Annotated in this window: 22 protein-coding genes; 4 read left to right on the top strand and 18 right to left on the bottom strand. The window is 68.2% G+C overall.

Annotated features, from left to right (window positions below; translation table 11 throughout):
- The 4 genes from acs to B5X82_RS24690 all read right to left on the bottom strand — a co-directional run.
- On the bottom strand, nt 1-1,496 hold a 1,496-nt coding region (gene acs, locus B5X82_RS24705), incomplete at its 3' end, for an acetate--CoA ligase (RefSeq protein ID WP_079651030.1).
- Nucleotides 1,497-1,504: 8 nt separating this feature from the next.
- On the bottom strand, nt 1,505-3,499 hold the full coding sequence (locus B5X82_RS24700) for a TonB-dependent receptor plug domain-containing protein (protein WP_079651028.1): 1,995 nt from the start codon (nt 3,497-3,499) through the stop codon (nt 1,505-1,507).
- 89 nt (nt 3,500-3,588) lie between these two features.
- Complete coding sequence (locus B5X82_RS24695) at nt 3,589-4,968, bottom strand: hypothetical protein (RefSeq protein ID WP_079651026.1); 1,380 nt, start codon at nt 4,966-4,968, stop codon at nt 3,589-3,591.
- A gap of 117 nt (nt 4,969-5,085) precedes the next feature.
- Nucleotides 5,086-6,042 carry a PQQ-dependent catabolism-associated beta-propeller protein gene (locus B5X82_RS24690; RefSeq protein ID WP_079651024.1) on the bottom strand — a complete coding sequence of 319 codons (957 nt, stop codon included), beginning with the start codon at nt 6,040-6,042 and terminating at the stop codon, nt 5,086-5,088.
- 145 nt (nt 6,043-6,187) lie between these two features.
- On the opposite strand from B5X82_RS24690, the gene pedF reads away from it, so the two are divergent.
- From pedF to B5X82_RS24670, 4 genes are all read left to right on the top strand, one after another.
- Complete coding sequence (gene pedF / locus B5X82_RS24685) at nt 6,188-6,613, top strand: cytochrome c-550 PedF (protein ID WP_176152701.1); 426 nt, start codon at nt 6,188-6,190, stop codon at nt 6,611-6,613.
- Nucleotides 6,610-7,467 (top strand): substrate-binding periplasmic protein, encoded by an 858-nt coding sequence (locus tag B5X82_RS24680; protein WP_079651021.1) that lies wholly within the window; start codon nt 6,610-6,612, stop codon nt 7,465-7,467. The genes pedF and B5X82_RS24680 overlap by 4 nt, the downstream gene beginning before the upstream one ends.
- A gap of 96 nt (nt 7,468-7,563) precedes the next feature.
- Nucleotides 7,564-9,303 carry a methanol/ethanol family PQQ-dependent dehydrogenase gene (locus B5X82_RS24675; RefSeq protein WP_079651019.1) on the top strand — a complete coding sequence of 580 codons (1,740 nt, stop codon included), beginning with the start codon at nt 7,564-7,566 and terminating at the stop codon, nt 9,301-9,303.
- A gap of 13 nt (nt 9,304-9,316) precedes the next feature.
- Nucleotides 9,317-10,075, top strand: a complete 759-nt coding sequence (locus tag B5X82_RS24670) for a response regulator (protein WP_079651018.1) — start codon at nt 9,317-9,319, stop codon at nt 10,073-10,075.
- Here B5X82_RS24670 and B5X82_RS24665 read toward each other — a convergent pair.
- From B5X82_RS24665 to B5X82_RS24600, 14 genes are all read right to left on the bottom strand, one after another.
- Nucleotides 10,072-11,118: an alpha/beta hydrolase gene (locus B5X82_RS24665; RefSeq protein ID WP_176152700.1), complete on the bottom strand. Its 1,047-nt coding sequence runs from the start codon at nt 11,116-11,118 to the stop codon at nt 10,072-10,074. The two genes, B5X82_RS24670 and B5X82_RS24665, sit on opposite strands and share 4 nt — an antisense overlap.
- Before the next feature lie 61 nt (nt 11,119-11,179).
- Entirely contained in the window at nt 11,180-11,572 is a 393-nt protein-coding gene (locus tag B5X82_RS24660; RefSeq protein ID WP_079651015.1) for a nuclear transport factor 2 family protein, read from the bottom strand.
- Entirely contained in the window at nt 11,569-12,573 is a 1,005-nt protein-coding gene (locus B5X82_RS24655; protein ID WP_079651013.1) for a GlxA family transcriptional regulator, read from the bottom strand. The genes B5X82_RS24660 and B5X82_RS24655 overlap by 4 nt, the downstream gene beginning before the upstream one ends.
- Nucleotides 12,574-12,576: 3 nt before the next feature.
- Complete coding sequence (locus B5X82_RS24650; RefSeq protein ID WP_079651011.1) at nt 12,577-13,047, bottom strand: cupin domain-containing protein; 471 nt, start codon at nt 13,045-13,047, stop codon at nt 12,577-12,579.
- The gene (locus B5X82_RS24645) at nt 13,044-13,922 is read right to left on the bottom strand and encodes an NAD(P)-dependent oxidoreductase (RefSeq protein ID WP_079651009.1); all 879 of its coding nucleotides are present in this window, start codon (nt 13,920-13,922) and stop codon (nt 13,044-13,046) included. The genes B5X82_RS24650 and B5X82_RS24645 overlap by 4 nt, the downstream gene beginning before the upstream one ends.
- A 129-nt stretch (nt 13,923-14,051) precedes the next feature.
- Entirely contained in the window at nt 14,052-16,307 is a 2,256-nt protein-coding gene (locus B5X82_RS24640) for a hybrid sensor histidine kinase/response regulator (RefSeq protein ID WP_176152699.1), read from the bottom strand.
- Complete coding sequence (locus tag B5X82_RS24635; RefSeq protein WP_079651005.1) at nt 16,304-17,446, bottom strand: FIST N-terminal domain-containing protein; 1,143 nt, start codon at nt 17,444-17,446, stop codon at nt 16,304-16,306. The genes B5X82_RS24640 and B5X82_RS24635 overlap by 4 nt, the downstream gene beginning before the upstream one ends.
- A gap of 29 nt (nt 17,447-17,475) precedes the next feature.
- Complete coding sequence (locus B5X82_RS24630; RefSeq protein ID WP_079651003.1) at nt 17,476-18,786, bottom strand: DUF3422 domain-containing protein; 1,311 nt, start codon at nt 18,784-18,786, stop codon at nt 17,476-17,478.
- Between the two features lie 6 nt (nt 18,787-18,792).
- Nucleotides 18,793-19,182, bottom strand: a complete 390-nt coding sequence (locus tag B5X82_RS24625; protein ID WP_079651002.1) for a DUF779 domain-containing protein — start codon at nt 19,180-19,182, stop codon at nt 18,793-18,795.
- A 101-nt stretch (nt 19,183-19,283) separates the two neighbouring features.
- Nucleotides 19,284-20,804, bottom strand: a complete 1,521-nt coding sequence (gene adh / locus B5X82_RS24620; protein WP_079651000.1) for an aldehyde dehydrogenase — start codon at nt 20,802-20,804, stop codon at nt 19,284-19,286.
- Between the two features lie 100 nt (nt 20,805-20,904).
- Nucleotides 20,905-22,257 (bottom strand): LLM class flavin-dependent oxidoreductase, encoded by a 1,353-nt coding sequence (locus B5X82_RS24615; protein WP_079650998.1) that lies wholly within the window; start codon nt 22,255-22,257, stop codon nt 20,905-20,907.
- Between the two features lie 130 nt (nt 22,258-22,387).
- Nucleotides 22,388-23,623: a rhodanese-like domain-containing protein gene (locus tag B5X82_RS24610; RefSeq protein WP_079650997.1), complete on the bottom strand. Its 1,236-nt coding sequence runs from the start codon at nt 23,621-23,623 to the stop codon at nt 22,388-22,390.
- 1 nt (nt 23,624) lies between these two features.
- The gene (locus B5X82_RS24605; protein WP_079650996.1) at nt 23,625-24,230 is read right to left on the bottom strand and encodes a cysteine dioxygenase family protein; all 606 of its coding nucleotides are present in this window, start codon (nt 24,228-24,230) and stop codon (nt 23,625-23,627) included.
- A 94-nt stretch (nt 24,231-24,324) separates the two neighbouring features.
- Entirely contained in the window at nt 24,325-25,365 is a 1,041-nt protein-coding gene (locus tag B5X82_RS24600) for an LLM class flavin-dependent oxidoreductase (RefSeq protein WP_079650995.1), read from the bottom strand.
- Between the last annotated feature and the right edge of the window lie 33 nt (nt 25,366-25,398).

Raw genomic sequence — 25,398 nt, 5'->3', positions numbered from 1 at the left:
CCGTCGCCGGTGAAATATTTGCCGGGATAGGTCGAGAAATAGGTCTGGAAGAAGCGGGCATGGTCGCCCCACACGGTGCGCATCTGCCCCGGCCAACTCCGCGCGATGCACAGATTGCCCTCGCCCGTCCCCTCGACCGGTCGTCCCTCGGCGTCGACCAGCTCAGGCGCGACGCCCGGCATCGGCAGCGTGGCGCTGCCCGGTTTCAGTGCGGTCGCCCCCGGCATCGGCGCGATCATCGCCGCCCCCGTTTCGGTCTGCCACCAAGTGTCGATGATCGGGCAGCGTCCCTCACCGACCACTTCATGATACCAGCGCCATGCCTCGGGGTTGATCGGTTCGCCAACCGTCCCCAGCAATCTCAGGGATTTGCGCGAGGTTCCGGCAACAAAATCATCACCTTCGCGCATCAGCGCGCGCAGCGCGGTCGGCGCGGTGAACAGCGTGTGGACGCCGTGTCGGTCGACCACCTCCCACATCCGGCTCGGGCTCGGCCAGTTGGGCACGCCTTCGTAGATCAATGTCGTCGCGCCGTTGGCGAGCGGGCCGTAGACGATATAGCTGTGGCCGGTGACCCAGCCAATATCGGCCGAGCACCAGAAGACGTCGCCGCGTCGATAGTCGAAGCACAGCTCATGGGTCAGGCTCGCCCACAGCAGATAGCCGCCGGTCGTGTGCACGACGCCCTTGGGCTTGCCGGTCGACCCGCTCGTGTAGAGGATGAACAGCGGGTCCTCCGCATTCATGCGCTCAGGCGGGCAGTCCGCCGCCACATGTCGGATGGCTTCATCCAGCCAGACGTCGCGGCCTGGCACCATCTCGACCGCACCGTCCGTCGCGCGAACGACGACGACCGTCTCGACGCTGGTGCATTGCTTCAGCGCCTCGTCGACATTGGCCTTGAGAGGGACGAGCTTGCCGCCGCGCCGGCCATGGTCGGCGGTGATGACGACGCTGCTGTCGCAATCCTGGATGCGCCCGGCCAGCGCATCGGGGGAGAAGCCGCCGAACACCACCGAGTGGATCGCCCCGATCCGCGCGCAGGCGAGCAGCGCGAACGCCGCCTCCGGGATCATCGGCAGGTAGATGGTGACCCGATGCCCCTTCTTCACGCCATGGGCCTTCAAGACATTGGCGAGGCGGCAGACCTCCTCATGCAACTGGGCATAGGTGAAACGGCGCGGCGCCTCGGCCGGGTCGTCGGGCTCCCAGACGATCGCGACCTGGTCGCCATGCTCGGCCAGGTGCCGGTCGATGCAGTTGACCGACACGTTGAGCTCGCCATCGGCGAACCACTTCACCTGGAAATCCGCCTCGTCGAAGCTGCTCTCGTCGGCCTTGGTCGGGAAGCGGAACCAGTCGAGCCGCCCGGCACGGTCGAGCCAGTAGCGCTCCGGCGACGCGAGCGAGAAGCCATGGTCGGCGGCGCGCTCGGCGGCGGTCATCCGGCTCTTGGCCGCCCAGCTGGCGGGCACGGGATAGAGGTTGTCGGCCATGGGTGCTCCTATCCTTCGAACTTGACGCCGATCCACAGCGTCCGTGGCGTGCCGAGGTCCATCGATCCTGCGACGTTGCGGGTGACGACGGTCTCGTCGAACAGATTTTCGCCGCGGGCGACGAGGCTGAAGCCACCGCCCAGCGGCAGCCGCGCGACCGCGTCGACGGTCAGCGCATGGGGCAGTGCATCGACCTGCAGATCGTCCTCATATTGGCGCGCGACATAACGCAGCGTCGCCGATAACGCCGGCCCCCGTCGAGGCTCCCAGGCCAGTGTCGCGCTGGCCGCATGGCGGGGGCTCTGCGCGGGGACGAGGCCGTCGAATGCCCCACCCGGCGCATCGACCGTCGCATGGCTATAGGCGTATGAGGCGGTCAGCGCGACGTCTCCCCAGCGCCCGGCGCCGGTCAGCTCGACGCCCTTGGCGACGATCGCCCGGACGTTGCGCCGCTGACGCAGATTGGCGCCGATCGTGACGTTGGCGATCGCATCGCCGAGCCGGTTGTAGAAGGCGGTGATGCCGAAGGTCGCGCCCGGCAGCGGCGCCAGATCGAGTCCGGCCTCGACGCCCTTCAGCTTCTCGGGCTTCAGCTGTGCATTGGCCTGGGTCGTTATCGGGAAGACCACGAAGGGCCGGTAGAGCTCGTTGAGGGTCGGCAGGCGGAAGCCGGTATAACCCGCCCCACGCAGCGCCACCGCGTCCGACAGGCGCAGCAGCGCGCCGGCCCGTCCCGATATCTCCCAGCCGCTCCGCCGGGCGAAACGGTTGTCGGCGGTCGGCAGATCGGCGGCATTGCGCGCCCGGAAGAATCCGTGCGCGATCGACCAATGATCGGCGCGCGCGCCGCCGGTCAGCACCAGCCGGCCGATCGTCCAGTCGTCCTCGACGAACGCGCCGGCGGTGGTCTGCCGCCCGCCAGCATGGCGGCGCGCGGTGAGCGCGCCGGTCGACGCGTTGTAGGCGTCCTCGAACATGTCGCCCGAGGCGCGCCGGAGGTCGGCGCCGAAACGCAGCAGATGCGCGTCTCCCAATGGCGGGCGCAGTTCGATCTTGCCGCCAAGACCGGTCGACGGCGTGTTGCGCTGGTCGAGCGAGCGGCGGAAGCTGGTCGAGCTGACCACGACATTGGAGAAGTTGCGGAGCTGCAGATAGGCGAGCGCGTCGACCTGCCACGGCCCACGCGCGATCAGCCGCACGCTGGCGTCCTGTCCTTCGCTGCCGCTGTCGGCGCCCCGGAAGCGCAAGGTGCGATCGTCGCGAAAGACCAGCCCGCGCGCCTGGATCTCGATATCGTCGCCGAGCGGCGCGACTGCACGAAGCGCCGTCGACCAACCCTCGTAGCGGGCGGGAACCGTGGCCACGCCGCGCTGCGCGAACGGGGTCGTCTGGAAACCGTCGCCCCGATCCCAGCGACCCGACAGGGTGACGAAGCCGCCGCCCACGCCCGTGGCCAGCCCGGCCGACAGCTCGGTCGCATCCCTGCTGCCGTAGAAGGCTGAGGCGGCGAGCGCGGGCATCGCCTCCCGCCCGGCACTCGCCAGCTCGATCGTGCCCGCGACCGCCCCCGCCCCGAAAGCGCCGCCGCCCGCGCCGCGCGTGACTCGGATCAGCGAGAGCCGCTCGGGCACCAACGCGCTGAACGGGATATAGCCGAAAAAGGGGTCGGCCATTGGTACGCCGTCGAGCAGTACGAGCGTCCGGCTCGATGCATTGCCGCCGAGCGCGCGCAGGGTCGCCCCTTGCGCGGACGGATTGGCCGATCGGCTGTCCGATCGGCGGAACTGCTGGAAGCCGGCGATATCGGACAGGACCGACTCGATGCGGTTCGACGCGCTGTTCGCCAAGCGGGCGCGATCGACGATCACGGCGCCATAGGCGGGCGTGCCCGGTGGCAGCGGCAGACCTTCGCCCTGCACCACGATTTCACCCGCATCGTCCTCGGCAACGGCTGCCGCCGGCAGGACCAGCGCAAGCAGCGGCAAGAAGCGGAACATCCGCATGTCTATCCTCCCCCAACACCTGCCTGGAACGGCAGGAGGCGGCATCCTCGATAGGACACCGCCTCCGCCCCTGGACATTGGCCCTTGGGTCAGAAGAACAGGATCGCACCGCTGGCGATCGCGTTCGAGGACGCCTTGTTGCCGTTGTGCGCCTTCGACCGGGTGTGGACATATTCGCTGATCAGCGTGACCCAGCTGTTCAGCCCGTAGCGCACCTGCCCTACCCAGCTGCTGTTCTTGTCGACCAGCGCCGGATTGGCGACCGCGTCGGCGAGGTTGGCATAGTCGAGATTGCTCTCGCCATAGCTACCCGCGACCGAGACCTTCCCGAAGGTCGCCAGGCCCTGCAGATAGAAGCCGTGGCTGTCGCGCTTGTTGCCGAGGCCGTCGGTGTCGAACAGGTTGAGCGCGGTCGTGCCGAGCCCCGAGCCGTCATAATAGGTGCCGACCAGCGTGACCGGGCCGACCGTGACTTTGGCGCCGGTGTCGAAGCCGCTGCCGGTATAATCGGGCCCGCCGACGACATTGTGCTTCTGGGTGATGCCGGCCAGCCACAGCCGCGTCGCGACCCCGCCCAGCTTGCCGTCATAGACCAGCTTGGCCTGGAAGCCGGGCTGCTTGTTCGATTCGGCGGGACCGGTCAGCGAGCTGAGGGGCTCGAAGATGCCGACGCTCGCCTGGAAACCGGCCAGGCTGGGCGTGGTGTAGGTGATCTGCGGCTGGAAGTCGGTGTATATATAGCCGGTGCCGATCCGGCCGAGCGTGGTGTTCGACGGGGCGACGTTGCCCGCCGGGGTGCCCGACGACAGCAGGGTGATGTCGTTGAGGATCTGCTCGGACCCGTAAAGGCCGATGTCGCGGCCGATCTTCACCTCGCCGAAGCCCTTGCGGCCGAAGGTCAGGAAGGTCTGACGGAAGTCGATGCCGCTGGTCTGCAAGGCGCGGGGATTGCCGCCGCTGTTGGCGCCGCCGCCGACATAGCTGACCGAGTTGATGCCGGGATAGATACCGAAATGCGCGCCGACATCCCAACCGTCGAGCGTGGTGCTCGCCTCGATCTTCAGGAAGCCGGGCAGCAGGCCGTTGCGGATCGCCGAGCTGTTGGAGCCGACCGTCGCGACTCCGCCGACGACGGTCCTGGTCGGGCCCGGATTGTCGCCATTGTCATGGACGTAGAAGCCATTGACCGATCCCGAGATCTTGAGCGCGATATCGCCGACCTGAAGGCCGAGGCCGCTGCCGTTGACCCGGACGATCGACTTGTCGTCGACCCAGGACGGCCCCGAAGCGGCGGATGCGGACGGCACATCGTCCTGCTTCAGGAGCTGCTGATATTCGTCGTCGGTCAAAATCCCCTTCTCGTGCAGCCGCTTGAGCAGCTCGGCCGAGCTTCCGGCCATCGCCGGGCTCGCCGTCGCCGCCAGCAGGACCGCCGCGCAGGCGCCGCGCAGGAGCATCTTCCTTCCCATGTCATCCTCCCGTTATGCCGCCGGTCGATGCCGGCCGGGGGTGACTGTCGGGGGAAGGCCCGGGCGCCGAAATTGGACTTTGGTTCTCGTCCTTTGGGCCGGGCGACCGACCGGGGATCAGGGCGCGACCACGATTCCCCAAGGGCTTTCGCCCGCCGGGACCGTCGCGACGACCTTCGCGGCAGCGAGGTCGATCACCGATACATTGTCCGAAAGGCCATTGGCGGCATAGGCCCGCCGCCCGTCCGCGCCGACCGCGACGTGCCACACCCGGCGGCCGACCGGCACATAGGCGCGGACCTTGCGGGTCGCGACGTCGACCAGCGCGACATGATCGGCCCGGCCGAGCGCGACGATCGCGGTCCGGCCGTCGGGGGTGAAGCGGATGCCGCAGGGCAGGATGCGGTAGGAGGCGACGCCGGGGATGGCGAAGCGGAGCGTGTCGACCACCTTGCGTGTCGCGACGTCGGCGATCTGGACGGTTCCGCCGACCTCGGCCGCGACCCACAGCTCGCGCCCGTCGCCGGTGAACTCGACATGGCGAGGCCTGAGGTCGACCGGCATCGCCTCCGCCATCGTCCGGCTCGCCAGGTCGATCCAGTTGACGACATTGTCCTCCTCGGACGTGACGACCACCCATTTGCCGTCCGGGCTCTGCGCGACGCCTTCGGGCTCGCCGCCGACGTCCACCTGGAAGGCGACCTTGCGCGCGGCGACGTCGACCGCGGTCAGCGCGGCGTCGTCCTCATTGGCGATGAACAGCGTGGCGCCGTCGCGCGACAGGAAGAATTGCTCGGGGTCCTGGCCCGAGGGCAGCTCGGCCACGACCTTGCCGGTCGCCCGGTCGATCACCTGCACCGCATGATCGGCGCTGGCGCACAGATAGATGAAGCGCCCGTCGCGCGACAGGGTGATGCCGCGCGGCCGACCGCCGACCGGCCAGGTGGCGATCGTCCGGCCCGCATCGGCATCGATCACGCTGACGCTGTTGCCGCGCTCGTTGGAGACATAGAGCGTCTCCGCGGCGGCCGGAGCGGCGATCATGCCCAGCGCACACCATGCGATCCACCTCATCCCATGCCTCTCCCGATCTTTCCGCCCGAAGGTCTAGTCCCCGGTGCCGGGGCGAGGGATTGTACCAAAGGCCAATGGGGGCGCCGATCCCATCGGCCTAATATGCTTCCAGAAAGGCCGTATGGCCGACAGGCGAGGATGGATCATGGAATTCGCAAGGATAGCGTTGGTGGGTTCGGCGGCGCTGATGGCCGCGACGATGGCCACCGCGCTGATGGCGCACGGCAACGTCACCCCGCAGGCGGTCGACACCAGCGCGCTGCCCGACATCGGGCCCGAATGGCTCGAGAAGAACCCCTATAGCGGCAACGCCAAGGCGATCGCGATCGGCCAGTCGGCCTATGGCCAGAACTGCGCACGCTGCCACGGGCTCGACGCGGAGTCGGGAGGCATCGCCCCCGACCTGCGCTACCTGGAACTGGGCGAGAGCGGCGACCAGTGGTTCATCGAGCGCTTCCAGCACGGTTCCGCGCATGACGGGAAGGTCTATATGCCTCCGTTCGGCGAGGTGCTGGGCCAGAAGGCCGGCTGGGCGATCCGCGCCTGGCTCGAAACCAAGCACGAAGGATGATCGGCCGCCGGGGGCTGCTGCTCGGCGCGGCGGCGGCCGCTGGGCTCGCCCTGCTGCCTGCGCTGGCCGAGGCCGCGCCGCTCGCCAAGGTCAAGGCGCTCGGCGTGCTGCGCATCGCGGTCTACAAGGACAACCGGCCCTGGTCGTGGACCGAGGCCGGCAAGGTCCACGGCATCGACGCCGACCTGGCCCGCGCGATCGCGGACAAGCTGGGGGTGCGTGTCGACCTGGCCGAGATCATCGCCGACGAGAGCGTCGACGACGATCTGCGCAACGCGGTGTGGAAGGGCGGGCTGCTCGGCTTCATGCCGGCCGACCTGATGCTCCACATCCCGTTCGACCGGACCTTCGCCTCGCGCAACGACCAGGTCGCGATCATCGCGCCCTATTATCGGGAGAGCTTCCAGCTCGCCTGTGCGCCGGGCGCGCTCGACTGCGAGGCGCCACCGACCCAATGGCGCGGTAAGCGGCTGGCGGCAGAGCTCGACAGCATCCCCGACTTCTACCTGATCGGCGCGTTCGGCGGCATCCTCGCGAAGGACGTCACCCATTATATGTCGGGCGCGGAGGCGGTCGCGGCCGTGACCGGCGGCAAGGCCGACGCCGTTCTCGCCAGCCGTGCCCAGATAGAGGCGGGCCTGCACGACTCCGGCGGCCGTACGCTCGACCGGCGCAAGATGCCCCTGCCCGCCTTCACCTCACCCGGCTGGGACATCGGCATGGCGGTCAAGGAGAACAGCCGCACGCTTGGCGATGCGGTCGAGGAGATCGTGGCGGCGATGACCGCGTCAGGCGAGCTGAAGGCGATCTTCGCCGCGCACGGCGTCACCTATGCACCCGCACTGGCCGCCTGAGGGGCGACCCAAGGTCCAATTGTCGCTCTGCGTCGGTCCAATAGGCTGTTTCATCAGGGATGCCGGTCCGGGCGTCTTCAACAAGGGAGGATTGAGATGAAAGGATCCATGCTGCGTACGCTGGCCGGGGCGGCCGCGCTCGCGCTCGCGGCGGCGACGGCGCCGACGCAGGCGAACGGCCCCACCGACGCCGATCTGATGAACGACGCCGCCTCGACCGGCGACGTGCTGACCTATGGCATGGGGCCCCGCGCCCAGCGCTTCAGCCCACTCAAGGCGATCAGCACCGACAATGTCGCCAAGCTGGTCCCCGCCTTCTCCGCCTCGCTCGGCGGCGAGAAGCAGCGCGGCCAGGAGGCGCAGCCGATCGTCTATGACGGCACCATCTACGTCACCGGCAGCTATTCGCGTCTGTTCGCCTTCGACGCCCGCACCGGCGAGGAGAAGTGGCAATATGACGCCCGACTCCCCGAAGGGATCATGCCCTGCTGCGACGTGGTGAACCGCGGCGCCGCCATCTATGGCGACAAGATCATCTTCGCGACGCTCGACGCGCATCTCGTCGCGCTCAATCGCGAGACCGGCAAGGTCATCTGGAACAAGAAGGTCGCCGACTACCAGGCCGGCTACAGCGCCACCGCCGCGCCGATCATCGTCAAGGGCAAGGTGATATACGGCAATTCGGGCGGCGAGTTCGGCATCGTCGGCGCGGTCGAGGCGCGCGACGTCGAGACCGGCGAGCTGGTCTGGCGCCGTCCGACGATCGAGGGCCACATGGGCTCGCTCAACGGCAAGGACAACGGCATCACCGGCAAGCTCAACGCGAGCTGGCAGGGCGACCTGTGGAAGACCGGCGGCGGCGCGACCTGGCTCGGCGGCACCTATGATCCCGAGACCAACCTGCTCTACTTCGGCACCGGCAACCCGGCGCCGTGGAACAGCCATCTGCGCCCCGGCGACAACCTCTACACCTCGTCGACGCTCGCCATCGATCCCGACACCGGCGTGATCAAATGGCATTTCCAGACCACGCCGCACGACGGCTGGGACTTCGATGGCGTCAACGAGTTCATCCCGTTCGACGCGACGATCAACGGCAAGCCGATGAAGCTGGGCGCGAAGGCCGACCGCAACGGCTATTTCTTCGTGCTCGACCGCACCAACGGCAAGTTCATCGGCGCGCACAAGTTCGTGATGCAGACGACCTGGGCGAACGGCTTCAACGCCAAGGGCCGTCCCAACTATATCGACGCCAACCGCCCTGGCGCGCCGACCGCCGAGAAGGGAACAAGCGTCTTCGCCTCGCCCAGCTTCCTCGGCGGCAAGAACTGGATGCCGATGGCGTACAGCCAGGACACCGGCCTGTTCTACATTCCGTCGAACGACTGGGGCATGGACATCTGGAACGAGCCGATCGCCTACAAGAAGGGCGCCGCCTATCTGGGCGCGGGCTTCACGATCAAGCCGATCGCCGAGGATCATATCGGCGCGCTGCGCGCGATGGACCCGAAGACCGGCAAGATCGTGTGGGAGTACAAGAACAAGGCGCCGCTGTGGGGCGGCGTGCTGACCACCGCCGGCAACCTTGTCTTCACCGGCACGCCCGAGGGCTATCTGAAGGCGTTCGACGCCAAGACCGGGCAAGAGCTGTGGAAGTTCCAGACCGGATCGGGCGTGGTCGGATCGCCGGTCACCTGGGAACAGGACGGCGAGCAATATGTCGCGGTCATGTCGGGCTGGGGCGGCGCGGTGCCGCTGTGGGGCGGCGAGGTCGCCAAGTCCTTCAAGGACATCAACCAGGGCGGTTCGCTCTGGGTGTTCAAGCTCGCCAGGTGAGGAGCACGGAGCGATGATCCATTGGGGGCGCGGCGGACCACAGGCGCGGCTTGCCGTGCCCCCGATAATGTCGGATCATCCGTTGCGGGGTAACATGATGCAGGACGACATGGTCGCCGACGCGACGATGGAACGCATATTGATCATCGACGATCATCCGCTGGTCCGCGACGGCCTGCGGAGCGTCATCGCGGTGACCTTCGACGGGTGCGAGATCTTCGAGGCCGCGTCGATGGACGAGGCGCTCGCCACGCTGGAGAAGCAGAGCAATTTCGACCTCATCCTGCTCGATCTCAACATCCCTGACGTCAAGCGGCTCGACGGCCTGCGCCTGTTGCGGTCGCGTTATCCGATCCTGCCTGTCGTGATGGTCTCGGGCGCCTTCGATCGCGCGATCATCCAGGAGGCGCTCGGCGCTGGTGCCGCTGGTTTCATCCCCAAGTCGATGAAACGCAGCCTGATCGTCGACGCGCTCCACCGCATCGTCTCGGGCGAGATCTACCTCCCCGCCGCGATCGGCGAGCCGGCCGAGATAGCCTCGGAGGAAGCCGACATATTGCAGCGGATAGAGAGCCTGACCCCGCAGCAGAAGACCGTCCTCGTCCAGCTCGTCAACGGCCGCCTCAACAAGCAGATCGCCCACGACCTGGGCGTATCGATGACGACCGTGAAGGCCCATGTCTCCGCCATCCTCCAGAAGATGGGCGTGTTCAGCCGGACGCAGGCCGTGATCAAGGCCAACCGGGTGCATTTCACCGGCGAGGAATTCTAGCGGGACGAGGAGCCCAGCACCTCCACGACCGCATCGATGACGGCCGCAGGGTCGTCGATCTCGATATTGTGGCTGGTGTCCGGAACCACGCGATGCCGTCCGCGGCGCGACAGGCCCGCCGTCTGTTCGTGCAACCACAGCCCCGACTGGAAATCGGCGACATCGAAGGGATCGTCAGCGTCGAACCGGCCGTGGGTAAGCACGATCAGCGGCTTGTTGCCGAACACCCCGGGACGGAACAGCGCGGCATAGATCGGGTCGCCCGCCGCCTTGCCATAGACGCTGTTGATCACCTCGGAGCCCTGGGTCTCTTGATAGCTCCGCGTCACCTGGATGCGCGCCCGCTCGGCCGCGATCGCCGGCCCCAGCGCCGGCCGGACCGGGTCGGAACATCGCCTGTAGAGCGGCGACTGCGGATCGAGATCGCCGTCCTTCGCCGCTGCGACGCATCGCTCGAAGCGGGCCAGCAACAGGCCGAGCCCGTCATTGTCGCGCAGCTCCAGCCGCGCAGTCAGCGAAGCGCCATAGCGCTTCAGCAGCAACGCGCGGACACGCTCGGACGAGCGCTCCTCGGCCGGGTCGATCAGGACGAGCCCCGCCACGTCCTCCGGATACAGCCGCGTATAGAGCTTGGTGTGGAAGCCGCCGAGCGAGTGGCCGACCAGCACCAGCGGCGTCTCGATCCCGGCAGCCCGGATCAAGGCGTGAAGATCCTCGACGATGGCGATCGGCGATCGCGGTCCGGCGGCGGGATCGCTGTAACCCAGTCCGGCGCGGTCATAGGCGCAGGCCCGAGCATGCTTCGCAACCTCGGGTAGCACCAGCGCCCAGATCACCGACCAGTCGCTCCCGCCGGCGTCGAACAGCACGGTCCGGGGCCCCGCCCCCATGCAGAACAGGTTCAGCTTCCGCCCGCCGATGTCGACGAGTTGATGGGGACGCGCGAACTCGACGAGCGTCTCGGACGGAACCTGCGCGCCCTTGCCTCCCGGTTCGGCCGCACCCGCCGGCGCCAGGGCGATGAAGGCCGCACAGCCCAGCATGGCCCGGCGCAGCCATCCCGCCCCTCGACCGCCACGAGAAGCGGTCCCGCCAACCCCGTCGTCAACTGCCATGGTCCTCCCTTCCCTGAGCCCGATGGTCGACATAATGGCAAATCGCCCGGCGTGCCCGGCCGGCGGAATCGCGCTCGATGCATTCCATGGCGATGCGATCGCCGATGTTGCTGTGGTAGCGCAGGCACAGCCCGCGCGTACCCTCCGCGATCTCCAGCAGGGTGAAGCGCAGATCGGGATAGCGATCGAGCGCCGCGCCGAAATAGCCGCGAAGCGCCTCCTTGCCGGACAGCATGTCGGTCGCCCCGCCGGTAAAGTCGAGATAGATGGGCGAGACGAGCTCGATATCGTCCGCATAATGGGACAGCACCCGCGACAGGTCATGGGCGTTGAACGCCGCGACCCAATCGGCGGCGAATGCGGTTGCGCTCGATATCGTCATGACGCGATTCCCCTGGTCAGCGGAAGCCGTTCCCTGGCCCGCCTCGATCGCGCGCGGGCCCGCAATTCGCGCGGGCCCAGGCCGCCGCCGCGACGGATCAGGCCCCGCAAGGTCGACGGATCGGCATAGCCGACGCGGCAGGCGATCTCCTCGAACGGCAGGGCCGTCGTCTCGATCAGCTTGACCGCCTCTTCCACCCGGAGCTGCTGGAGGAACTGGATCGGCGACAGCCCGGTCGCCTCGGTGACCCTGCGCGAGAAGGTGCGGGGCGACTGCGCGGTCGCCGCCGCGATATCGCTTACCCCGATACCTTGACCCAGGCGCGGCCTTGCCCAGGCAACGGCGCGTTCGACGCTTTCGCTGGAGGCGGCGAGCAGGCCGACCGCCATATAGGGAATCTGCGAACGCCGTTCGTCGAGCAGCATCCGCCGCGCGCAGCCTTCGGCGATCTCCGCACCCGCATGGCGCGCGACCAGGCCGACCATCAGGTCCATCTGCGCCATCGCGGCGCCCGCCGTCGTGAACGGCCCGTCGGTGGTCACCAGCTCGGTGGTGTCGAGCAGGACAGCCGGGAACAGCTCCTGGACCGTGGGCGCCAGCCACCAGGCGGTGGTCGCACGCCGGTTGTCGAGCGCGCCGGTTCCCGCCAGCAGCAAGGTTCCCGTGCAGGAGCTCGCAACCTGCGCACCGCCCTCGATCGCCTCCGCGACGATGCCCTGCGCCGCGACCACGTCCGGTCGGGCGAGCCGCTCGACATAGTCGTCGGCCTTGGAGAAGCCCTGGGCGGGGATGACGAACAGCTCCGCCGCTTCATGCCGTGCCTCGGGAAAGGCGAGGAACGGCCGGAAGAGATGCGCGCCGGGACCGGTCAGTCGGACGTCGAACGCCGGCGGACGTCCTTCCGCCCGGCAGACATGGTTTGCCATGGCGAGCACGTCGATGGTGATGGTGACGCTCGACGCCAGGGCGGTTTCGAGCGCGAGGATCGTGGTTGCCAGCATGATTCAGAAGGGCTCCCCGTTCTTCCGGGTGAAGCGCCACCCCTTTTCGCTCTGCTCGGCCTTGAGATCGTCGTCTGGATAGTCGGCCCCGTCGCCGGGGAAGCGATCGCCGATCTCAAGATAGACGGCGTCGGTGTCCGATCGATTGACGAGGTGGTGGGCGCTCCCGCCATGGGGAAAGCCGGCGCACATGCCCGCGTGCAGGAGCGTTTCCCCCTCGTCGCTGACGAGGAAGAGCTGGCCCGACAGCACATAGACGAACTCGTCCTGCACGTGGTGGCGATGGCGCAACGCGGACTGGCAACCGGGCGGCAGCGTCGTCCGGTTGACGCCGAGATTGGTGAGCCCGAATGCATCGCCGAGCGGCTGCTTGCGCCGGCCGGCGACGCGGATCGCGAATTCGGGCGGATAGTTGCTGCCCGTCCGCGCCGGCACATCGGCGGCGACGAGCGCGGGATGGCGCGGAGGCTTCATCGGAGCGGTACGCCGCGTCGTTCATAGGTGGTCAGCACGGCGGCCATGTCGAGTTCGTCGCTCCCCATGGCCGATGCCAGCTCGAAGCGTCCACGGCTGACGGCGAGCAGCGGGGCATCGGCCCCCGCAGCCGCTGCGCTCTCTCCTATGAGCCGGACATTCTTCACGACGTCACGGATCGCCGCCTGCGGCGTGAAGTCGCGGCCGATCATCTTGGCCAGCTTGGCCCTGGCGACGCCGCTGCCGAGCGGACCTTCCCCGATCACCGCGGCGAGATGCGCCAGTTCCACCCCGGACCGGGCCGCGAAATGCGCCGCTTCGGAAAGCACAGCGACCGATCCGACCAGATAGAGGTTGACCGCCATCTTGAGCGCCATCGCCGAGGGGACCTCCCCGACCGCGAGCAGATCGCGGCACATCGGCACCAGGACGGGTTTCGCCTTCGCTACCGCCTCGGCCGGGCCGGCCAGCATGGCGACGAGATCGCCCGTCTCCGCCGGCCCGCGCGATCCGGAAACCGGCGCTTCGACGAAGACGCCGCCGGCATCCGTGACGTCGCGCGCCAATTGCCGCGACCAGTCGGGCGCATGGGTGCCCATGTTGATGATCAGGCGCCCGCGCACATGGCCGGCGAAGTCGGGCCCGCCGCGATCGAGGACGGCGTCGACCGCCGCGTCGTCGGCCAGCATCAATATCACCGCGTCCGAAGCGGCGAACAGATGCGCGGGGGTCGGCGCGCGTTCGGCGCCCAGCGCCACGAGCGGAGCCGCTTTCTCGGGAGAGCGGTTATAGACGGTCAGTCGCACGCCCGACCGGCAGAGATTGGCCGCCATCGGCGTCCCCATCAGTCCCAGTCCGGCGAAGCCCAAGCGCATGGCGGGGAGATTATCGCGGCGCCGGCCGGAAACCAGTGGCGAATTCGCCGCAATATGAGGATTTCCGGCCAAGGGATCGGGCATCGGGGCACGCCCATGCGCGATCGGGGACGAATCCGCTCCCCGAGATCAGTCCAGCATCGTCCGCAACAGCGCCCGGAGTTGCGCCGGCTTGACCGGCTTGCTCAGCAGTGGGATCGCCTGGACGGCCATCTTGGCCTTGAGCTCCTCGCCGCGGTCGGCGGAGATCATGATCGCGCGGAGCGGGACGCCGAGATGCGCCTGGAGCCGCGCGATCGTCTCGTCGCCGGTCTCGCCGTCCTTCAGGTGATAGTCGACAAGGACAATGTCGGGCCGCGCGTCGCGGTCGATCGCGGCGACCGCCTCGGCAAAGCCGTCGGCCGTCGTCACCGTGCAGCCCCAGCCGCTGAGCAGGGTGCGCATCCCGGTCTGGATGCTGCGCTCATTGTCGACGATCAGGATACGCAGCCCGGTCATCGACCGCCCCCGTGCGGTGCCAGCCTCGGCCTCCTCGGATTCGCAGCGCTCGACGCCGCGCGGCACGCTCACGGTGAAGCAGGCCCCCGCCCCCGGCGCCGATCGCAGCAGAATCGCATGGCCGAGCATGTCGATCGCGCGGCGGACGATGGCGAGACCCAGGCCCTTGCCCGACGGGCGCGTGTCGAGCCGGCGGAATTCCTCGAAGATCAATTGCTGCTTGTCGGCGGCGATGCCGGGGCCGGTGTCGATCACGTCGATCTCGACGCCGTCGCCGCCGGTGCGGCAACGCAGCGCGACCGATCCCTGCGGCGTGTAGCGGATCGCGTTGGACAGCAGGTTCTGCAGCACGCGGCGCAGCAATCGGATGTCGGATCGCACCCAGATCGGCTGCGCGTCGATGGTCAGTTCCAGCCCCGCCGACTGCGCCAGCGGCGCGAATTCGACCTGCAGGGTGCGCAGCATCCGGTCGAGCCGGAAGTCGCTGATCTCGGGCTGGATCGCCCCGGCGTCGAGCCGGCTGATCTCGAGCAGCGCCTCCAGCAGGTCCTCGACCGAATCGAGCGCGGTCGAGGTCTGGCTGACCAGCGCGCGGGTGGGCAGCGCCAGGCGCCGGTCGCCGAGCGCCGCGACGAACAACCGCGCCGCGTTGAGGGGCTGGAGCAGGTCGTGGCTGGCGGCGGCGAGGAAGCGGGTCTTGGAGAGGTTGGCCTTCTCGGCCACGGTCTTGGCGTCGAGCAGCGCCGCCTCGATGGCGCGGCGCTCGGTGACCTCGGCCTCCAGCCGGCGGTTGACCTCGACCAGCTCGCCGGTCCGCTCCGACACGCGGCGTTCGAGGGTATCGGCGGTCTCGCGCAGGCTGGCCTGGGCACGCTGGACATCGGTGACATCGGTGAAGCCGATTACCTGCCCGCCGCGCTCCATCGCGGTGCTGCGCACCTCGAAGCTGCGATCGCCCGCCGGGCAGAGCCGCTCGATGCGCCCTGCCCCTGCGCTGTTCCCGCGCCAGTCGAGGCAGCCCTTGTCGCGCATGCCGAGCCGGGTCCGGCACCAGTCGACCAGCCCCTGGTGATCGGCGATCGCCTGCGTCCAGCCGTCGGGCAGCCGCAGGATGCGTTGCAGCGCCTCGTTCCACGCGCTGAGCTGGCCGGCATCGTCGAACACGCAGACGCCTTCGGACAGGTTGTCGAGCGTCGCCTGCAGCACCAGGTTGCGCTCCGCCAGCTCGCGCGCGCGTTCGCGAGCGTCCTCGGCCTTGGCTTCGGTGATGTCGGTGTAGATGCCGACGATGCCGCCTTCGCTGGTGCGCAGCTCGTTGATCTGGACCCAGCGGCCATCGGCCAGCGCCTGGACATGGCCGCCGTCGGCGATGCCGTGCCGCGCGAGCCGATCCGATACCCAGCGGTCCGGCGCAACCAGCGATCCGCCCGGCCGCTCCTGTTCGGCGGCGAGGCGGGCGATCTCGTCGAAGCTCATCCCCTCGCGGATCTGCCCGGCCAGCGCGGGCCAGAATCCAAGATACGCCTCGTTGAACAACACCAGCCGGTCCTCGGCGTCAAACAGGACGAAGCCCTCGTTGATCGAATCGATTGCGTCGCGAAGCCGCATCCGCGCCGCATCGGCCAGGCCATGGGCGCGGGCGAGGTCGGCATTGGCCTGGGCCAGCTTCGCCAGCGCATCCTCCAGCTGCGAGGTGCGGTCGCGTACCATCGCCTCCAGCGAGATCGCCGTCTCGAACATCGAGAAGGCGTTGCCGGCCATGTCGGTCGAGCGCTCGACCCGGTCGATCAGCGCGGCGTTGATCTTGCGCAGCTTGCGCAGCTCCTCGCGCAGCGCCTCCAGCTCGGTGTCGTCCGCCCCGTCGCGCCGGTCCGCCGCCATCGTCATTTCCCGATCGCCAGCCCGCTGAAGGTCTGGTTGACGTGCAGCGCGTGATATTGCTCGCCATAGGTGTTGAAACCAATCACCCGGTTGGCGCCGTAGAGCGCCGACACCTTGCTGCCGAGCTGGCGCTGCTCGGCGTCGATCCGGTTGAGCACGCAGTCGAAGGCGATGATCCGGTCGACCTCGCCGATCCGCTCGCGGATGTCATCGAACAGCGCTTCCATCCGGGCGATGCGGTCGATCGGTTCGCCGACCGTCAGCACGATCCCCTCATCGATCGCACAATAGAAGGTCAGGCTGCCGTCGGGATTGGCACTCTGGATCGAGCGGACATGATATTCGCCGCCCGCACGCACCATCGGCGGGTGCGCGGCGTAGAAGGCGACGCCCAGCGCCTCCCCCGCATGGCCGGCGAGGCGCAGATATTCCTGTGCGGCGGGCTCGGCGTTGATCTCGGTGACGACGCGTTCATGCGGGATGGCGCCGGTGATCACCATCTTGCGCTCGCCGGGTTGGTAATGCTGCGACTTGAAGACGTGCATCGGCCGCGGCGAGGAGAGGATCGCGATCACCGCCGCGCGGCGGTGGAAGCGCCCTCCCTCGAAGATCGCGGTCTCGCGGAAAGCGAGGCCGTCGCCCGACGATCCGCCGATCAGCGGGATGTCGCCCAGCGCGTCCTGGATCGTCATCGTCAGCAATTCCTCGCGGTGCGACAGCCCGTCGACCAGGAACAACGCGATATGGTTGATCGCGTTGCCCAGCCGGCGGCTGTCGCGATCGGCGACGGCGGCCAACGCGCGGACCGCCTCGCGCGCCTCGATGGGATCGAACGCTTCGATGTCGTCGAAGCAATGCGAGACGAAATGGAAGGCGCTGCTCGGAAAACCGATCAGGCTGAGGCTGCCCTCGTCATAGCCGCCGCGGGTCAGCTCGCCCGAACTGGTGCAGCCGATCACCGGCGTCCCCTCGGTCGCCAGGTTGATCGCTCGCGCCAGCGCGAGGCGATCGAAGCGGTGCGAGCAGAAGACGACCGCTCCGGCCAGCGGCTCGTCGCCGATCGCGGCGGCGATTTCGCGCATCGCATCGTCGGGCGCCTCCGCATGGCTGGACGCGAAGGAGATCGCCTGGGCCACGATTGTCATCTCCCCTCCTCATTCTGTTATGGCGGCCACTATGCATCGTCGGGAGCGGCCTTGTCATCCGCCGCCACCAGCCGGTGGCGCATCCGCCCGAGCAGCACCGCCGCGCCCAGCAGGATCAGCGGCGCAGACAGGCCGAGCAGCGTCGTCGCCGATAGCCCGGGGCGCCATTTCTCGGCGGCTTTGAGCGGATAGGCGAGCAGCCCGAGCAGATAATAGCTGATCGCCACCGCCGAGAGTCCCTCGACGAGATGCTGGAGGCGAAGCTGCAACCGCGCGCTGCGGTCCATGGAGGCAAGGAGACGCCCATTCTGGTTCTCGATATTGGTCTCGATCCGGGTGCGGAGCAGCGCGGTGAGCTGCGCCGCCCGCGCGTCGAGCAGGGCGATCCGGTCGGTGAGCGCGACGCAGGTCCGCACCGCGGGGTGGAAGCGGCGTGCGGTGAAGTCGTCGAGCGACTGGAAACCGGGAATCATGTCCGCGTGCAATTCCTGCAGCCGGTCCGACACGATCTGCGCGTAGGCGCGGGTCGCCTTCATCCGGTAATCGCAAGCGGCGGCGATCGACAGCAGGTCCTCGGCATGTTGGGTCAGGTCGGCGAGCAGTTCGTCGTCGCGGCGGTCGCGGGCGCGCAGCGATCGGCCCGAGGCGGCCAGTGCGCGCTCGATCCGGTCGACCTCGCCCCAGGCCTGCTGCGCGGCGGGCAGGCCGAGCAGCGCGAGGTTGCGGTAATTGCCCAGTTCCTGGAGGCGCTGGACCGCACGGATCAAATCCGCGACCGGCAAGCCGTTGGCAGCGACCACCAGTCGGCCATAACCGTCGCCATGGATGCGGAAATCGCTCCACAGCCGCGCCGCTCCGGCGATATGGCAGGACACCAGATGCGAGGCGCGGAACCCGGCCTCGGCGACCGCCGGAGCCGCCGCATCTTCGTCGGCAACGATCAGCAGGCGCGAGGCGCGGATCACCCCGCCCGGCAGCCGCTCCGCCCAGTCGAGAGCGGCGGCGGCGGCTTCCTCCTCCGGGCGCCCCCAGACGGGCGCGCCCAGCTCGGGGCCGGTCAGGGTGACGGTGACGGTGCTCGCCTCGCTGTGCCGTTCCCAGGAAGCGCGGACCTCGGGCGACCAGCGTGTCTCGCGATGGCGGTCGTCGGGCGCGCCGGGGCAAGGCCCCCGATCGAGTGCCGCCTGCTCGACCTCGCGCTCGTCGGCGGGGACGAGGCGGAAGAGCTGGAATATGCGGGCTGGCAGGGTGAAGGCCGGAAAGCGGCGCAGGTGCATCTCGCCCACCACCTGCCGGCGCAGTGGATGCTCGCGAAAGGCCGGGGCTTCGGTCGCGGTCATCGGCACTCAGCCGCCCCGGGGCGGCTCTCCGGCCGTCGCCAGCTCGGCCGCCTCCGCATCGCTGAACACCCGCGAGCGGACGATGAAGCGCACCCCTTCCGGGCTTTCCAGCGACATGCCGGCGCCGCGCCCGGGCACCACGTCGATCGTCACCTGGGTATGGCGCCAATATTCGAACTGCGCCGCACCGATCCAGACCGGCACGTCACCCGCGACATGGCCGAGCAGCACGTCCTGCCCGCCGGTCCGGAATTCGCCGAGCGGGAAGCACATCGGCGCCGATCCGTCGCAGCAGCCGCCCGACTGGTGGAACATCAGCGGCCCGTGCCGGGCGGTCAACCGAGCGATCAGCGCATCGGCCTCGGGCGTGGTCAGGACTCGCGAAGGCGGCGACATGGTCCGGCCCTCCAAACAGCGAAATCGACGGGCATCCGGAGATGCCCGTCGAAGGGAAGCGGCGCGGGGATGGATGGAGCGACGCGCCGCCAGGGGAAAGGTCAGAAGAAGCCGAGCGCCTTCGGGCTGTAGCTGACCAGCAGGTTCTTGGTCTGCTGATAATGGTCGAGCATCATCTTGTGGTTCTCGCGCCCGATGCCGGACTGCTTGTAGCCGCCGAACGCCGCATGCGCCGGATAGGCATGGTAGCAGTTGGTCCACACCCGCCCCGCCTGGATCGCGCGGCCCATGCGATAGGCGGTCGTGCCGTTGCGGCTCCAGACGCCGGCGCCCAGGCCGTAGAGCGTGTCGTTGGCGATGGCGAGCGCCTCCGCCTCGTCCTTGAAGGTGGTGACGGACAGCACCGGGCCGAAGATCTCCTCCTGGAAGATCCGCATCCGGTTATGGCCCTCGAGCACGGTCGGGGTGACGTAGTAGCCGTCGGCCAGTTCGCCGCCCAGCGCGGCGCGGTCGCCGCCGGTCAGCACCCGGGCGCCCTCGTCCCGGCCGATCGCGATATAGGAGAGGATCTTCTCGAGCTGGTCGTTCGACGCCTGCGCGCCGATCATCGTCGCGGGATCGAGCGGGCTGCCCTGCTTGATCTTCCGGACACGCTCGACGGCGCGCTCGATGAACCGCTCATAGATCGATTCCTGGACGAGCGCGCGGCTCGGGCAGGTGCAGACCTCGCCCTGGTTGAGCGCGAACATCGCGAAGCCTTCGAGACACTTGTCGAAATAATCGTCGTCGGCGTCCATCACGTCGGCGAAGAAGATGTTCGGGCTCTTGCCGCCCAGCTCCAGCGTGACGGGGATCAGGTTCTCCGACGCATATTGCATGATCAGCCGGCCGGTGGTCGTCTCGCCGGTGAAGGCGATCTTGCTGATCCGCTTGTTGGAGGCGAGCGGCTTGCCCGCCTCGACGCCGAAGCCGTTGACGACGTTGAGCACGCCTTCGGGGATCAGGTCGCCGATCAGTTCCATCAGCACCATGATCGACATCGGCGTCTGCTCGGCGGGCTTGAGCACCACGCAATTGCCGGCGGCGAGCGCGGGGGCCAGTTTCCACGCCGCCATCAGGATCGGGAAGTTCCACGGGATGATCTGCCCGACGACGCCGAGCGGCTCGTGGAAATGATAGGCGACGGTGTCGTGGTCGATCTCGGCGATCGAACCCTCCTGCGCGCGGGCGCAGGCGGCGAAATAGCGGAAATGGTCGATCGCCAGCGGGATGTCGGCGGCGGTCGTCTCGCGGATCGGCTTGCCGTTGTCGATCGTCTCGGCCATCGCGAGAAGGTCGAGATTGTCCTCCATCCGCTGGGCGATGCGGTTGAGGATGTTGGCCCGCTCGGTCGAGGACCGCTGGCCCCAGCCATCCTTGGCCTTGTGCGCCGCGTCGAGCGCCAGTTCGATATCCTCGGCCGAGGAGCGGGCGATCTTGCACACCGGCTTGCCGGTGACGGGCGAGATATTGTCGAAATATTCGCCATGGACCGGCTTCACCCACTGGCCGCCGATGAAATTGTCGTACCGATCGCGGACCAGGGCCTTGCCCGCGAACCGCGCCATAGCTTCCTGCAGCATCGTCTTCTCCCGCTGATGTGCTTGTCGACGCCGATCAAGCACCCATGGGAGCGAACAGACAATTGGACCTTAGGTCGGACGGGTCGGCATCCTCCCCTCCCTATTCGGCGGCGATCGCGTCGGCGAGGCCGCGTGCCACCGTGTAGCGGTTCTCGGGAACGGGAAGGCCGAGGTGGCCGCGCAGCGTGTCATGTTCATAGTCACGCCGGAACAGGCCCCGGTCCTGAAGGATCGGGACGACTCCGGTCAGGAAGCGATCGAAGTCGGCGGGGCGCGCCACATGCAGGTTGAAGCCGTCGACCGCTCCGGCCCGGAACCAGCGCTCGATCTCATCGGCGACGGTCGCCGCGGTACCGACGAAGGCGGATCGCCTCTCGACGAAGCGGGCGACGGTCTCGCGCAAGGACAGCCCCTCTTCGCGTGCGGTCCGTACCACCCGCTCCGCGCCCCCCTTGTAGCTGTTGAGCGTCAGGTTGCTCACGTCGGGGAAGGCCGCATCCGGGTCGTAGGCGCTGAAATCATGATAGTTGAACAGCCGCCCGAGCTCGACGAGGGACTTGGCGAAATCGAGGCGGCCCAGCCGCGCCTCCTCCAGCGCCCGCGCTTCCTCATCGCTGTCGGCCAGGAAGACGCTGAGGCCCGGCATGACGACGATGCGGTCCGGGTCGCGCCCCAGCCTCGCCGCCCGCGCCTTGAGATCGCGGGTATAGGACAGCGCGGTCTCGAAATCGGCGGCGGCGGCGAACGTGCCTTCCGCGATGTGCGCGCCGAGATTGCGTCCCTCGTCGCTGTCGCCGGCCTGGAAGATCACCGGCTGCCCCTGGCGCGACCGGCTGAGCGCCAGCGGCCCCGCGACCGAGAAATGGACGCCGTTATGATCCAGCCGGTGCTGCCGATCCTTGCGCAGGAATATGCCGGCCGCCTTGTCGCGCGGAAAGGCGTCGTCCTCATAACTGTCCCACAGCCCCTGGACGACCTGGACGAACTCCAGCGCGCGGGCGTAGCGCTCGGCGTGCGCGAAATGCTCCTCGCGCCCATAGTTGCGCGCGGCGCCTTCGAGACCGGTGGTCACCACGTTCCAACCGGCCCGGCCCTTGCTGATATGGTCGAGCGAACCGAACTGGCGCGCCACATTATAGGGTTCCCAATAGGAGGTAGTCAGGGTTCCGACGAGACCGATCCTGGACGTCGAAACGGCGATCCCGGAGAGCAGGGTCAACGGCTCGAGCCGGTTGAGATAATGCGGTGCCGTGTCGGGCGTGATGAACGGTGAGTCCACGATGAAGACGAGATCGAGCTTCGCCGCCTCGGCCTTGCGGGCCTGTTCGATATACCAATTGATGTCGACGCTGGCGTCGCCCGGCACGGCGGGATCGCGCCAGTCGCCATGATTGGTCCCCACACCGGCGAGGATGGCACCGAGCTTGAGCTGGCGGGGAGCTGTCTGGACCATGGGGGCTTCTCCGATCGACGAACTGGGACGTCGGGCTTCTACCCGCCGGCCGGCCGCGCGAATAACGGGGCTTGCTTATAGGCTTATGAGCGGCGCCAATCGCAGCGCCAGCCGACCCGCGGCCGCGCGGTCAGATGACGAAGAAGCCGTGGGTGCCGTCGCGGGCGAGCTGATCGACCAGGCCATATTCCCAGTCGAGATAGGCCTGCATCGCGGCGGCCTTGTTGTCGGTGCCTTCATAGGGTCGCTTGTAGCGCCCTTCGGGGCCCCGCGGCGGATAGGCGTCGCCGCCGCCCGCTTCGAGCGGCCCCTCGAAGCCGCCGTCGAGGACATAGACCTCCCACCCCATCTGCGCGAGCCAGGAGGCGCTCATATCGGCGCGCGAGCCGAGATCGTCGGCCAGCACGACCCGCGCCCCCCGGACCGGCGCATAATGGTCGATCTCCTGGACGAGCTGTCCGCCCGGCGCATTGCGAAAACCGGGGACATGGCCGGCGACATAAGCGTCGGGCTGACGCACGTCGAACCGGTAGAGCGTCCGGCGCGGGTCGGCGGCGAGCGCCGCAAGCCCGTCGGGATCGATCCGCTTCACCCCGGCGCGATAGGCCACCTCGCGGGCGCGACGGCGCGCTTCGGCCGCACCGTGCGGATCGGCCTCCGGCCCGCGTCGCGCCTGCCCGATCTCGAGCGTCTGGCCGGCAAGCGTCCAGCCGATCGTGCCGTTGCGCAACGCGACGACCCGGTTGGGCAGGCCGGCGTTGATCAACGACTGGGCGCCGATGATGCTGCGCGTCCGGCCGGCGCAGTTGACGATGATCGTCGTATCGGGATCGGGCGCCACCACCGGCGCGCGCAACACCAGCTCGGCGCCGGGAACGCTGGTTCCGGTCGGGATGTTCATCGTCGCATATTCGTCGAACCGCCGTGCGTCGAGGATCGCGATGTCGGCCTTCTCGTCGATCAGCGCCTGGACGTCCTCGGCGGGCAGCGAAGGCGTATGACGGCGGTGCTCGACCAGCTCGCCGAACGCCTTCGAATAGCTGTTGACGTCCTCGAACAGCTCATAGCCGGCCGCGCGCCAGCCGCCCAGCCCGCCCTCCAGCAGGCCGACCTCCCCATAGCCGAGCTCCCGGAAGATCGCCCGCGCCGCCTCGGCCAGCCCCCCGCCGTCGTCATAGAGGACGATCGGCACGTCCTTGCGCGGGAAGCGGGCCACCGCCTCGATGGCGATGCGATCGACCGGAAGCTGCGCCGCGAACAGCGGGTGGCCTTGGGCGAAATCATGCTCGTCGCGGACGTCGAGCAACGCGATCTCCTGCCGCGTCAGCAGCGCATGGCGGATCGCCTGGGGGGTGATGGCTGTCATGTCAGGAACGGTCCCAGAGATTAGGAAGCGAGCGGTTCGCATAGCCCGAGACGAAGCGTTTCTCTCGCCCCGCCTCGTCATAGGTCGCGCGTTCGACCGCGCCGATATTGGCGCCATAGACGTGGATGCTGACCGACACGCGATCGGCATGGGCATTGGCGACGCTGTGGATGTCGCCGATGTCGGGGCCGAAGATGTCGACCTCCCCGGCCTCAAGGCGCTGCGCCGCCGATGCGGGGAGCAGCGATCCGTCAGGTCCGCGCCGATAGGGCTGGACGATCTCGGCCCCGCGCAGCACGCCCACCAAGCCCCAGACGCGATGGTCGTGGATCGGCGTGCGCTGCCCCGGCCCCCACACGAAGCTTACCACCGAGAAGCGCTCGGCACTGTCGCAGTGGAGGAGATATTGACGATAGCGCGCAGGGTCGGGCTCGGCATATTCGGCAGGCAGCCAATCGTCCCGCGCGACGAGATCGCGCAACAGCCGGGCACGCGCCTCGATCGGTTCGTCGAGCCCCGCCACGAAAGCGCGGACGAAATCGCGCAACCGACCGAGATCGGGATCGGCGGCGGGCAAACCCGTCTTGCCGCTGGTCGGCACATGCATCTCCTTCGCCCCGGCTATGCGGGACGTCGGTCGCTTTGTCTTATCGGAATTGCTTATCGAATTGATCAGATAAGTTAAGAAGCAGCCCGCCGGATCAGCGGAAGGCGGGCATCACCTCACGCGCGAACAGCCGCACCATCCGGCTCATCTCCTCAAAGCTGCCGAACGACTGGTTGAGGCGCGACCGCATCGGCAGGCTGGTGCCGAAGCCGAGGATGAGATGGTCGATCCCGGTCTCGGCCTGGAGGTGGCGGATCTGTGCGATCACGCGATCGGGGCTGCCCCACAGCAGCCGCGCGTCGGCGATCTCACGCACCGGCACCGGTTCGCCGAGCACGTCGATCCGGTGCAGCAGCTCGGCCCGGTCATGGTCGCGGTTGGACTCGCGCCAATGGTCGAGCAGGCCGTCGATATATTCGGGCAGCACCTGCTTCTCGATCGCGTCGTCATCCTCGGATATCCAGGCGTAGCGGCGCAGCACCCAGTCGGGCGAGCGACCGAGCTCGGCGCATTTGGCGTCGTAGATGCGCTTCATCGACAGGATGGTGTCATGCGATTCCACCGGCCCGCACAGCCAGGCATCGCCCAGCCGCGCGGCGCGCTCGATCGCCGCCTTGACCCCGCCGGCAACCCATAGCGGCGGATTGGGCTGCTGGATCGGACGAGGATGCAAGGTCAGCTCGGGAAAGCTGGTGAAGCGGCCCTGGAAGGAGACGTTCTCCTGCGTCCACAGCAGCTTCATGACCTGTAGCGCCTCCTCCATCCGCGCGCCGCGATCGGCGTAGCGCGCGCCATAGGCCTGATATTCGAGTTCGCGCCAACCGGTGCCGACGCCGATCCCCGCGCGGCCGCCGGAGAGCTGGTCGATCACCGCCACCTGCTCGGCGACGCGAAGCGGATTGTGGAAGGGAAGCTGGAAGATGGTGGTCGAGAAGCGGAGCCGGCTGGTGATCCCGGTGAGTGCGGCGAGGAAGGTCAGCGGATCGCTGAAATTGCCCATCAGGAAATGGTGATGGCCCTGGGTCGCCGTGTCGAAACCCAGTTCCTCGGCGAGGCGGACGAACTCGAAGGTCTTCCTGAGCGGCACCGGGTCCGACAGGTCCCGCCATATCGGAAGATAGATCGAAAAGCGCATCGCCGGCCTCCCCCGTCCTTTGTCGAGACAGGG

The organism is Rhizorhabdus histidinilytica (assembly GCF_900167915.1).
In the GTDB taxonomy this organism is placed as follows: Bacteria; Pseudomonadota; Alphaproteobacteria; order Sphingomonadales; family Sphingomonadaceae; genus Rhizorhabdus; species Rhizorhabdus histidinilytica.
The sequence above is the reverse complement of the archived record's forward strand: the minus strand, read 5'-3'. Positions and strand labels throughout refer to the sequence as shown.